Source organism: Geobacillus jurassicus NBRC 107829 (assembly GCF_001544315.1).
Taxonomy (GTDB): Bacteria; Bacillota; Bacilli; order Bacillales; family Anoxybacillaceae; genus Geobacillus; species Geobacillus jurassicus.
This window is the reverse complement of the sequence record NZ_BCQG01000046.1, coordinates 18087-30392: the sequence shown is the minus strand read 5'-3', so window position 1 is coordinate 30392 and position 12306 is coordinate 18087. Positions and strand designations below refer to the sequence as shown.

The window sequence follows — 12306 nt, the reverse complement described above, 5'->3', positions numbered from 1 at the left end:
AGGCTGATGGGGAAGGAGATTCAAAGTACACTGACACTATACTTTCCATGGTTAAGAAAGCTGATTGGTCCGATTCTTGTTCTCGTAGGCTTGTATTTGTTAGGGCTTTTTAAAATGTATTGGAATGTCACTTTGTTCAGAGTGCCGGAGAGATGGACAAAAGGAAAAATCGGTTCGTTTTTCATGGGATTTGGCTTTTCGTTGGCTTTTTGTCCAACGATGTTTGTTCTATTTTTTGTTACTCTAATGCCTCTCGTATACTCAACGTCTTATGGAGTGTTGTTGCCGAGCGTCTTTGCCGTCGGAACTTCTGTACCGGTTATTTTATTCATCCTCATCCTTTGGTACTTAGGATTGAGCGGTACTGTCATGAAAAAAGGAAGACGGGTAGGGAAGCTCATTCAGCAAACCGCTGGAATTGTGATGGTATTGCTTGGCGTGTTAGATACCATCACTTATTGGTTTTAAAGAAGATGATGCAGTAACAATGTTTGGAAGAACGTTTCAAGATGGTTAGGGTGATGTAGTTATAGTTGTATTTTTTTAGTCGCAAAGAAGAATCCTTTCTAATACCGATAGAAATATGAATTTTGGGGGAATGTATATTGCAATTCGGCAATATAGTCGTTCAGGGCGAAAATCTTTTGCTTATCAGCGGCTTATTGATAAGTTATGTCATGTTTTATTATGGTATTAAAGTATTAAAAATAGAACGAAACATCATGGATTTAATTTTTAACAGTTTTATTAACGGTGTACTCATTTGGAAATTTAGTTATGTCGTTTTACATCCGAATTCAGTTTTACAAAATCCGATGACAATCCTTTATTTTAACGGGGGATATGTTGGCATTAGTATGGCGATTGTTTTTATCACGGTCTATACTTGGTTATATGTAAAAAAGCAGAATATTCCTGTGGTTTCTTATACGCGGGCAATGGTTCCAGCATATTTTGGCTATTTTAGCACCTTTGCATGGATCCGAGTAATGGAAAATTCCCAAAATTATTTCATCATTTTGCAAGCAATAGCAGCGATTTGTTTTTTTATAGTAGCATCACGAGTCAAAGCTCAAAAAACTTTATTGCAACTTCTTATATGGTTCCATCTCATTCAATTCGAACTAGCCCTGTATAAAAAATATTTTGTAAATACAGGAATCGTATCAAAAGAAGTATGGTTGTATGGATCTCTCGTTATCGTTTTTATATGTATTTCATATTGGTTAGAGAGGCGAGAAAGAGAAGAAGTTCTTGAGGAGAGGAATAAAGGACGGGGAAGGACGGCTAATCAACTGGCTTTAGGTGTGATGGTGGTAAGTATTGCTGTATCTTCTATTTTTAACAGTCAACATGAAGTGGGAAAAGTTAAATCAAAATCGGTTCTATCTACTTCATTGGATTCGGGAAAAATCGGTACGAATAAAGGAGAAATTGCCCTAGATTTTGAATTGCGTTCAATTACAGGCGACAACATACAATTGTCTGATTTGCGTGGAAAAACGGTGATATTGAATTTTTGGGCTACTTGGTGTCCGCCTTGCAGAGCTGAAATGCCGGAAATGCAAAAGTTCTACGAAAACAATAAAGATAGCAATGTAGAAATTTTGGCAGTCAACTTGACGAATAGCGAAAGAGGTTCTAATGCGGTGAGCGATTTTGTGGAAGCGAAAGGGATCACATTTAAAGTTGTGCTTGATGAGCAAGGAGACATTGGAAATCTATATGGCGCAATAACGATTCCTACCTCGTATATCATTGATAAAAATGGAGTTATCAGAAATAAATATATAGGTCCTATGTCTTATGAAACGATGGATCGCATGATTTCAGGAATTCAATAAAAGGTAAATGATGGTTCCTGCTGAGTGGAAGTGACAGGAATTGTGACTATCCACTCAGTAGGATATTTTTGATATTAAAAACCTGTGAATCCTCCAAACAAATCGGTAAAAAAGATGATAATCTTTGTCATCCAATCAAAAAACAGCATAATTCCCATGATAACCATCAGAATTCCCCCGACTCTGACGATGACAGTGTTATATTTTTTTATCCAATTTAACTTGCCGATAAAAAACGACATGATGAAAAAAGGTGCGGCAAACCCTAATACATAGGCGAACGTATATAACATGGCTGCACTCGGTTTGGTAGCCGCCAACGCGATCACTGATACAAGAATTGGACCTGTGCAGGGAGTCCAGCCCGCAGCGAATCCTATGCCAATTAAAATTGTGAATTTTTTGTGGAAAGCGGGTTTTTTCCTGCACAGGTATTGATTACGGTTTTGTGGTGAACATGATTTGTATAAGGTATCTCTGTTGCGTTTTATACCCATTACCGGTATAATGTAATTAAAAGAGGTGATGTTTGATGAACCATTATGAAGATCATAATATGGATAAAAAAATGGTTCCACGAACGGAACAGGAAATCGAAAGCATCATCAAGCGCTTGAAGCGCATTGAAGGACAAGTGCGCGGTGTGCAAAAAATGGTGGAGGACAATCGTTATTGTATTGATATTTTAGTGCAAATTTCAGCGATCACGGCAGCGTTAAATAAAGTAGGATTGAACTTGTTAGAACGTCATGTCAGCCATTGTGTGTCTAAAGCGATCCGCGAAGGGAGCGGGGACGAATCGATTCGCGAATTAATGGATGTCATTAAGCAATTCTCAAAGTAAGGGAGGAAAAGATGGATGAGTGAACAAAGAACTGTGACAATGAAGGTGACCGGCATGACATGCGCCGCGTGCGCCAATCGGATTGAGAAAGTATTGAATAAGATGGATGGCGTAGAAGCCAATGTCAATTTGGCAATGGAAAAAGCAACGATTAAATATGATCCATCAAAACAAACGATCGCCGATATCGAAACGAAAATTGAGAATTTGGGGTATGGCGTTGCGACGGAAAAAGTGACGCTTGATATTGAAGGAATGACATGTGCGGCCTGTGCGACGCGGATTGAAAAAGGGTTAAATCGGATGGAAGGTGTGACAAGCGCTGCTGTCAACTTGGCGACAAACAGCGCGGTGGTCGAATACAAGGAGGGTGTTACATCTGTCGAAGACATTTTAGAGAAAATCAAAAAGCTTGGGTACAGGGGGCAAATTCGAAACGAAGAACAAAAAGATGCCGGGCGGAAAGAAGAGCAGTTGAAACAGAAGCAGCGGCGACTCGCCATTTCGATCCTCTTATCGTTGCCGCTGCTTTATACGATGCTTGCCCATATGCCGTTTGCTATTGGTTTGCCGATGCCGCAGCTCTTGATGAATCCGTGGTTTCAGCTTCTTTTAGCTACACCTGTTCAGTTCTACATCGGCGGTCCTTTCTATGTAGGGGCGTACCGGGCGTTGCGAAACAAGAGCGCCAACATGGACGTCCTCGTGGCGCTGGGGACATCGGCCGCGTACGTTTACAGCTTGTATGAAGCGTTGCGAACGCTTGGGAATCCTCAATATATGCCAAGGTTGTATTTTGAAACGAGCGCCGTCTTGATTACGCTTGTGCTTGTCGGAAAATACTTTGAAGCTCTTGCAAAAGGGCGAACAACAGAAGCCATTTCTAAGCTGTTGAGCTTGCAGGCAAAAGAAGCTACTGTCATCCGTAATGGGGAAGAAATAAAAGTTCCGCTCGAGGAAGTGGTGATCGGCGATACGATCCTTGTCAAGCCAGGTGAAAAAATCCCGGTGGACGGTACGGTCATCGCCGGCGCATCCTCCGTAGACGAATCGATGATTACCGGTGAATCAATTCCGGTTGATAAGAAGGAAGGCGACTATGTGATCGGGGCGACCATTAATACAAATGGTGTACTGACCATTCGAGCAGAAAAAGTAGGGAAAGATACAGCACTTGCCAATATCATTAAAATCGTCGAAGAGGCGCAAGGTTCGAAAGCTCCGATTCAGCGGATGGCGGATGTCCTGGCGGGTATTTTCGTACCAATTGTTGTAGGAATTGCGGTTGTTGCATTTATGATCTGGTACTTCTTTGCTGCGCCGGGCGATTTGGCGAAAGCGCTTGAGGCGGCCATCGCCGTTCTTGTCATCGCGTGCCCTTGTGCGCTCGGTTTGGCCACACCGACATCGATTATGGTCGGCACCGGCAAAGGGGCAGAACAGGGAATTCTCTTTAAAGGAGGTGAGTACCTAGAGGGAACGCATAAAATCAATGCAGTATTACTCGATAAAACAGGAACGGTGACAAAAGGAAAACCGGAAGTCACCGATGTGCTGGCCTTCCGAGAGGACATGCTCGATTATGCGGTTTCCGCCGAGAGCGCTTCGGAGCATCCGCTGGCTCATGCGATTGTTGAATACGGGAAGAAACAGGCGATTTCGCCAAAAACGTTGGAACGCTTTTCCGCCATTACCGGCCACGGAATTGAAGCTGTTGTTGACGGAAAAAACGTCCTTGTTGGAACGCGAAAACTGATGAAGGAACGTTCTGTAGAGATTTCCGTGCACGAAGACAAAATGGTAGAACTTGAAAAACAAGGAAAAACTGCTATGCTTGTGGCCATCGATGGAGAGCTTGCCGGCATCATTGCGGTCGCGGATACGGTGAAAGAAAGCTCTAAAGAAGCGATTCAAACATTAAAACAAATGGGCATCGATGTATATATGGCGACAGGGGACAATCAGCGGACGGCTGAAGCGATCGCCAATGAAGTAGGCATTGAGCATGTGTACGCCGAGGTGCTCCCGGAAGACAAAGCGAACATCGTCGAGGAATTGCAGCAACAAGGGAAACGAGTGGCGATGGTCGGCGATGGGATTAACGATGCGCCGGCTTTGGCAAAAGCGGATATTGGGATGGCGATTGGCACGGGAGCCGACGTCGCCATCGAGACAGCTGATGTGACCTTGGTCGGCGGCGATTTACGCCATATCCCGAAAGCCATTGAGTTGAGCCGCCAAACGATGAAAAACATTCGGCAAAATCTGTTCTGGGCTTTGTTCTATAATACAGTTGGCATTCCTGTAGCCGCTGCTGGGTTATTGGAACCATGGATCGCTGGGGCAGCGATGGCATTTAGCTCTGTATCGGTTGTGACAAACGCGCTTCGTTTGAAACGCGTGAAAATATAAAAATTTTAAGGAGGAATGGATGATGACGATTACATTACAAGTACAAGGAATGACATGCGGACATTGCAAAGCGGCTGTGACGAATGCACTTCAAGCGTTGGATGGCGTCAACCGTGTAGAGGTGCATTTGCAAGAAGGTACGGTTGATGTGGATTATGATGAAACAAAGGTCAGCGTAGAAAAACTGAAAGAAGCGATTGAAGAGCAAGGGTATGATGTGAAGTAACATAAAGAGGGTGTCCCCAAAATGATGGGACACTCTTCTTTTTAAGGAGTGCTAAGTATGCAGAGAGAGCCTAGCGTTTTTTACAAGATATTCTGGCTGCTGCAGAAAAAATTGAGAAGTAAAAACCCCCTCCAGCATTTTTATTGGAGGGGGTTCCCTTTCTTATTCACCTTTATTGGTTGTGTCATTCGGATCTGGAGTATAGTCCGATTTGTAATCGGCATATTTGACTTCAGTAACCATTCCCGCTGAGGCATGGTGCAAGTCATGGCAATGGAACATCCAATTTCCCGGATTATCCGCTTTAAATGCGACGACATATTCTTCACCAGGGTTTACATTTAAGGAATCCTTAATCAATGGAGAGCCTGTGACTGGCTTGCCGTTTTTGCTTAACACTTGGAAGAAATGTCCGTGTAAATGCATCGGATGGACATCCATCGGTGAATTGTTCACTATTTTTACTTTTACTAAATCTCCTGTCTTCACATTGATCGGCGCCGTGTCAGGATACGTTTTCCCATTAATCGTGAAAATCATGCCATTTTTGCCCATGGCCGTTCCTAAATCCATTGTGTACTCTACATCATATTTTTGGTCTAACGTAAATGGACCTGTTTCATATTTTCCATATGTTGTCATATCCACGACAGGGAGGTTTTCTTTTGCATTTGCTTTGTCCGTATTGTTTGCTTGTCCTTCGTATTGAATTTTCACTTTCATGCCATCGGTACCTTTCATATTGCCGTGACATTCTAGTAACCATTCACCCGGGTTATTGGCGATAAACTCAATGTCGTAGCGCTCACCCGGAGCGATATTCAACAGTTCATCTTTGATTGGTTGCGGGTTCTTTAACGGTTGCCCGTCTGTTGCGACAATTTTAAACTCATGTCCATGCAAATGAAGCTTGTGGGACATGTACCCTGCATTGACAAGACGAAGTCGCACTTTTTCGCCTTTTTTCACTTTTAACGGTTCAATAGCCGCTCCGCTTTTTCCGTTAATCGTGAAAAGATCGTACATATTCATGTTATGTCCCATGTTGCTCATATCCATTTGTTGATGATCAGAGCTATTTCCATTATTCATATTACTATGATCCATGCCGCTCATATCCATATTTCCGTTCATATTCATATTGTTTTCGTTTTCCGCATTCGGATTGCTCATCCATTCATCTAATACAAGCGTGTAATCTCGATCGACTTTTTCTTCATTTTTCGGTTCTACAATCAACGTGCCGTACAATCCTTTGTCCACTTGCTCTGCGCTTTTTTGATGGGAATGATACCAATACGTCCCCGGCACGGTTGCGGTAAATTCATACGTAAACGTTTCACCCGGTTTAATGGCGTCCATTGTGACACCCGGTACTCCATCTTGATTATTTGGAACAGGATAGCCGTGCCAGTGAATGGTAACCGGTTCTGGCAATTCATTTTTTAACACAACTTTCACTTTTTCCCCTTGCTTCACGCGGATTTGTGCACCAGGCACGGATCCATTATACGTGTATACCGGGAGCTTGACTTGATCATTGATGGGTAATAATGCTTCCTTCGCAGTAAGGTGAATTTCTTTCCCAGATAATACTTCTGTATTGGTTGCTAAAGGCAATTGCTGCTTGCTCGTTTCTGCGGAAGTATTTTCTTTTTTCATATTCATGTTGGACATGTCATGTCCCTGCATTGAAGATGGATTTGAGCAAGCTGCGCCAATCGCTACTACTCCTGCGAAAATGGCGCCAAGCAGCCATTTCTTCATGTCGTTTTCCCTCCTTAAGCTTGTAGTGCGAGATGCAACTATATGATAAAAAATAGATGTGCAAAATGTATGGAGAAAATCGAGAGACTGCAATGTAAAAAAAAAAGCAGGCGATTCGGATTCACCGATGTCTAACGGTGGTAGGTAATCGCTTGCCGTCCCATTTGAACCCAAGCGTCGATAAAGTCTTGTTTCGGCGCTTTTTGGTTTTTGACAGCGGTCAATGGATCATTGAAATAAATATACTGCTCATCATATCCCGTAATGAGCACCGCATGTTCCCGGTACGTGATTTTGATCGGGCCTTGCGGGGTTTGCCATTCCCGAAAGGCAGAGGGAGGAAGAGGACGAAAGGTGGTGTTCGTAATCACCCAAACCGGTGTGCCTTTGGCCAAGTATGTATAGATGATCTCAAACGATTGCCCTGTTAAGTCGACGATTTGGTTTGGCAAGTACCATTCAGCCAACTGCTTGATCGGCTTGTGGTACACGCCGTATCCAGGCTTCGATAACGTATACATATCGCCGACAAACCCTTCATTTGGGTGTCCGTAAAACACTTGGCCATTCCTCACTTGATATGGAGTAGGGTTTTTCTTGATTTGTTTCGCCAACGTCATCTTATCGACGCGAATGCCCGCATGATTCAAGAGCATGGCCAAGCTGGTCACCTCGCATCCTCTTGGCAGTTCCGGAAGCTGAGACAAAAGGGGAGCGTCAATAAGGACGGATGTCCTTAGAATTTGTTTCTTTGAAAGAGCAGCTGATCGATTCGCCTCCTTCGCTTGATTGCTGGGGGGCGGATCGGTTTCTCTGCTGTTTCTTTTCTGTACGAAGGCTTTGATGGCATCGCCTGTCTGGGCCGAGCTTGCATAATAGGATAATGAGGCGGCCAATAGCAAGAAACAGGAAATATACAATCCGAGCGACAGTTTATCCATCCTCCCGTTTAGAGGTCTTCTCAAGAGAACAAAACAAAGGGAAACAATGAGAAAAGTCAAAAAAAGGATAAACGCTAACAAGCCATTCTCAACCCCTTTGTGAAAAGTGGCTGTTTTTATATTAACAAGTAAGTATGCAGAAACTATGAAATTCATACTTTCTCCATATTTTATCGTTAATATATGGGGAAACTGAAAATCTTGCAAGCAGTTTTCCTGAAAAAATGGAAACAGATTGTTTTTGAAACTTGATTTTGTGTACGTTAGAATGAAAGTGTCATTGTATAAATCTTTCTCTTTCTTATGTTAAAGGGTTCATCACCAAAAGATGTACTTGACTTTTAAAGACAAACATGATAGCAATGTTGCTCAAAGAGATGTGTGGTATAAAAAGGAAAAAACGCTGTTTTGGTTTTCTTTATCATGATCGTCTTTCTTTGTCAAGTACACTTTGTGGTGAAGATCCTTTTAAAGAAAAAATGTAATTTTTTTGAAAATTGAACAAAATAGCTTTTGGTGTTGTTTTTGTTCTGTATATACATCGATTCTTCTTAGCAAAGTGGGGGGACAATCATTACTATGTGCGGTTTTATTGGTTGTATTCATGATCGCCCGAGAGCGATTGAGCAAACATGGAAAACAATGTTGATGGAGATGAACCGCCTGATTACCCATCGCGGCCCCGACGATGAGGGGTATTTTTTTGATGAATACGTGAGTTTTGGCTTTCGGCGGCTGAGCATTATTGATCTGGAGACAGGACATCAGCCGCTGTCTTATGAAAACGATCGATATTGGATCATTTTTAACGGGGAAATTTACAACTATATTGAATTGCGGGAAGAGCTGGCGGCGAAAGGATATTCGTTTGCGACGCATTCGGATACCGAGGCGATTGTTGCCCTTTACAGCGCGGAAAAAGAAAAAGCGGTCGAAAAACTGCGCGGGATGTTTGCGTTTGTCATTTGGGACAAGCAAGAGAAAACGGTGTTTGCGGCGCGGGATCCGTTTGGCATTAAGCCATTTTTTTATGCGGAGCAAGCAGGGCGCACATTTTTCGCTTCGGAAAAGAAAAGCATCTTGCTGGCTCTGGGACAGGAAGCGTTGGACTGCGATTCCCTGCAGCATTATTTAACGTTCCAATATGTTCCTGAGCCGATGACGATGTCGGCCGGCATTTACAAGCTGGAGCCGGGTCATTATATCAAGAAAAAAGTCGGGGAACCGCTCATGATTCATCGTTATTGGAAGGCATCCTTCGAGCCCATTCGTCAATCGGAAGAGGAGCTTGTCAAGCAAATCCGCGATGCGCTGTTTGATTCGGTCAGCGTCCATATGCGCAGCGATGTGCCGGTCGGCGCGTTTTTGTCGGGAGGCATTGATTCATCGTTCATCGTCGCCATCGCGAAACAATTCCATCCGCACCTAAAGACGTTTTCTGTCGGGTTTGAGCGGGAAGGGTTCAGCGAAATTGATGTCGCCCAAGAAACGGCGGAGAAGCTTGGGGTGGACAATATTAGCTATGTCATTTCGCCGCAGGAGTATATCGATGAATTGCCGAAAATCATGTGGTATATGGATGATCCGCTGGCTGATCCTGCGGCTGTGCCGTTGTATTTTGTCGCCCGTGAGGCGAGAAAGCATGTCACAGTTGTGCTTTCCGGCGAGGGGGCGGACGAGCTGTTTGGCGGCTACAACATCTACCGCGAACCAGAGTCGTTGCGGCTGTTTGCGCGAATGCCAAGCATCGTAAAAGCCGTGTTGCGGATGATCGCGAAGCTGCTTCCGGACGGGATGAAAGGAAAAAGCTTTTTGGAGCGCGGCACAACACCGCTCGAAGAACGGTATGTCGGCAATGCCAAAATCTATAGCGAAAAGGAAAAAGCGGCGTTGCTCAAAACGTACCAAGAGGGGCGCGAATATACGGCGGTGACGGCTCCTTTTTACCGCGAAACGCTTCATTACCCGCCCGTCAACCGGATGCAGTATATTGACCTTCATACATGGCTAAGGGGTGATATTTTAGTCAAAGCGGATAAAATGACGATGGCCCATTCGCTTGAGCTGCGCGTTCCCTTTTTAGACAAAAAGGTGTTTGACGTCGCGGCCAAAATCGCCCCTGACATGAAAACAGCCAACGGCACGACGAAATATATTTTGCGTAAAGCGGCCGAGGGCATTGTGCCGGATCATGTGTTAAACCGAAAAAAATTAGGGTTCCCGGTGCCGATTCGCCACTGGCTGAAAAACGAAATGTATGACTGGGCGAGACAGCTCATCAACGAAAGCGAGACGGATCATCTGTTCCATAAGGACGTGCTCTATCGGCTGCTGGATGAACATGCCCGCCACAAGGCGGACCATAGCCGCAAGCTGTGGACGGTGTTGGCGTTTATGATTTGGCATCAAGTCTATGTGGAAAAGAAGTATGATTTTGTCCGATCCATGCAAAACGAGAAACGGTCAGTGTCCGTTTTGGAGGTGTAGCGAGGAAGCGGTCCCGGGCTCAACCGGGACGCTTTTTTATCATCTAAACCGAGAAAACTCTCATTCCTTCCAGTGAAGCGAAAGCGGGGAAACAGGTCCGCTTTGATTTTTAAAACAGGATTTTATGAATGGAATATGAACAAAAAACGATGGTTGGCAGAAGAGAAAATTCCATTCCGCTGCCCTTGCAATTTTCCCGGTTTTGGTATATGCTTGTTCCATTAAGATGCTAAAATACCATATATTGGTTTGATAGTTTTGTTGTACAACTACATATCGTTCTGCCAAGCAATGATCTGGCGATCATGGCTCGAAGAAATGTCTGAAGCCCTCGGTCTTTCCAACTGCGGCGATATTTCACCTGGCACGCCAGCCGGCTCATCACGCCCTCCGAGTAGCTCATCGGACGCATTCCTGCCGTGCCCATGCCTTGTTCCGAAAGCCACTCTTTTTCATGTTTATGTCAAAAAAAGATAAGGGAAATCCCCTATGGGTATATAAATTTGTTACATATACAATGTAATTAAGTTAATTAAAACAAATTTGAAATTCGAATACAAAGGGAGTGATGAATGGTGACGAACGTGTATGATGCAAAAGTAGCCATTGTTGGAGCGGGTTCAGCAGGAATTTCAATCGCAGCGCGGTTGTTGAGAAAAAATCGTCAATTACATGGACAGGTGTTGCTTATTGACCCATCGGATAAACATTACTATCAACCGCTTTGGACGCTCGTTGGTGGCGGGGCAGCCAAAGTGGAAGACTCTGTTCGCGAGCAAGCATCGCTCATCCCAGAGGGAGCAAAATGGCTGAAGGAAGCGGTCGATACATTCTCGCCAGAAAACAATACGTTAGAAACGAAAGAAGGTTCAACGGTTCGTTACGACTATTTAGTTGTAGCTGCCGGAATTGAAATTTATTGGGATCAAATCAAAGGGCTAAAAGAAACAATTGGCAAAAATGGAGTTTGCAGCAACTATTCATATGATTACGTTCAAAGCACATGGGAGAACATTCGCAACTTCCGTGGCGGTACAGCGATTTTTACCCAACCAAGCACACCAGTAAAATGTGGCGGCGCACCACAAAAAATTATGTATCTAGCTGACGATTATTTCCGTCAATCAGGTGTGCGTGAGCATACAAATATCATTTTTGCTTCTGGTTTGCCAAATATTTTCGCTGTGAAACGATATGCTGATACGCTCGAACAAGTCATTCAGCGAAAAAATATTGAGACAAAATATCGTGTGGAGTTAGTTGAAATTGATGGAGATACAAAAAAAGCAACATTTGAACATCTCGATACGAATGAACGCTTTACACTAAGTTTTGATATGATTCACGTCACACCGCCAATGGGACCGCCAGCTTTTATTGCGAAAAGTGCATTGGCCGATGCGGCAGGATGGGTCGATGTCGATCCATATACGTTGCAACACAAAACATACAAAAATGTGTTTGGTGCCGGTGATTGCACAAACTTACCAACCTCAAAAACAGGGGCTGCCATTCGAAAGCAAGCGCCAGTCGTTGCTGAAAACTTGCTCGCACTGATGAATGGAAAACCGTTACAATCTCGTTATGACGGCTATACATCATGCCCGCTTGTGACCGGTTACAATAAGCTCGTTTTAGCTGAATTTGATTACGATAAAAATCCACGAGAAACGTTTCCGTTTGATCAATCGAAAGAGCGGATGAGCATGTATGTAATGAAAAAGAACTTGTTGCCGATCATGTACTGGAACGGAATGTTAAAAGGATTGATGTGAAAGGGGGCGG

9 protein-coding genes and 2 pseudogenes are annotated in these 12306 nt (G+C 43.9%); 7 read left to right on the top strand and 4 right to left on the bottom strand.

Features of this window, described 5'->3' with window-relative positions:
• Positions 1–468 (top strand): urease accessory protein UreH domain-containing protein (locus GJ1_RS13195; RefSeq protein WP_167346120.1); only part of this gene is annotated, 468 nt, incomplete at its 5' end.
• Positions 469–590: 122 nt separating this feature from the next.
• Entirely contained in the window at positions 591–1844 is a 1254-nt protein-coding gene (locus tag GJ1_RS17935; protein ID WP_157068390.1) for a TlpA family protein disulfide reductase, read from the top strand.
• A 74-nt stretch (positions 1845–1918) separates the two neighbouring features.
• On the opposite strand, the pseudogene GJ1_RS13185 reads toward GJ1_RS17935, so the two are convergent.
• A pseudogene (locus GJ1_RS13185) lies at positions 1919–2239 on the bottom strand (urease accessory protein UreH domain-containing protein); the annotation flags it as partial.
• Between the two features lie 137 nt (positions 2240–2376).
• Here GJ1_RS13185 and GJ1_RS13180 point away from each other — a divergent pair.
• The 3 genes from GJ1_RS13180 to copZ are packed head-to-tail and all read left to right on the top strand — an operon-like array spanning position 2377 to position 5326.
• The gene (locus GJ1_RS13180; protein ID WP_066233236.1) at positions 2377–2688 is read left to right on the top strand and encodes a metal-sensing transcriptional repressor; all 312 of its coding nucleotides are present in this window, start codon (positions 2377–2379) and stop codon (positions 2686–2688) included.
• 15 nt (positions 2689–2703) lie between these two features.
• Complete coding sequence (locus GJ1_RS13175; RefSeq protein WP_066233234.1) at positions 2704–5100, top strand: heavy metal translocating P-type ATPase; 2397 nt, start codon at positions 2704–2706, stop codon at positions 5098–5100.
• A 22-nt stretch (positions 5101–5122) separates the two neighbouring features.
• Complete coding sequence (gene copZ / locus GJ1_RS13170; protein ID WP_044731971.1) at positions 5123–5326, top strand: copper chaperone CopZ; 204 nt, start codon at positions 5123–5125, stop codon at positions 5324–5326.
• A gap of 162 nt (positions 5327–5488) precedes the next feature.
• Here the strand turns inward: copZ and GJ1_RS13165 are convergent, their stop codons facing one another.
• Both GJ1_RS13165 and GJ1_RS13160 read right to left on the bottom strand, forming a co-directional pair.
• The gene (locus GJ1_RS13165) at positions 5489–7093 is read right to left on the bottom strand and encodes a multicopper oxidase family protein (RefSeq protein ID WP_066233231.1); all 1605 of its coding nucleotides are present in this window, start codon (positions 7091–7093) and stop codon (positions 5489–5491) included.
• 131 nt (positions 7094–7224) lie between these two features.
• Positions 7225–8115, bottom strand: a complete 891-nt coding sequence (locus tag GJ1_RS13160) for a C39 family peptidase (RefSeq protein WP_066233245.1) — start codon at positions 8113–8115, stop codon at positions 7225–7227.
• Positions 8116–8613: 498 nt separating this feature from the next.
• Here GJ1_RS13160 and asnB point away from each other — a divergent pair, with 498 nt between their 5' ends.
• Positions 8614–10521, top strand: coding sequence for an asparagine synthase (glutamine-hydrolyzing) (gene asnB, locus GJ1_RS13155; protein WP_066233229.1), 1908 nt, complete (start codon positions 8614–8616; stop codon positions 10519–10521).
• 295 nt (positions 10522–10816) lie between these two features.
• Here the strand turns inward: asnB and GJ1_RS17930 are convergent.
• Positions 10817–10972: pseudogene (locus GJ1_RS17930) on the bottom strand (UPF0236 family transposase-like protein); the annotation flags it as partial.
• A 124-nt stretch (positions 10973–11096) separates the two neighbouring features.
• Between GJ1_RS17930 and GJ1_RS13150 the strand changes: the two are divergent.
• On the top strand, positions 11097–12296 hold the full coding sequence (locus GJ1_RS13150) for an FAD/NAD(P)-binding oxidoreductase (RefSeq protein WP_157068391.1): 1200 nt from the start codon (positions 11097–11099) through the stop codon (positions 12294–12296).
• The last annotated feature ends 10 nt before the right edge of the window (positions 12297–12306 follow it).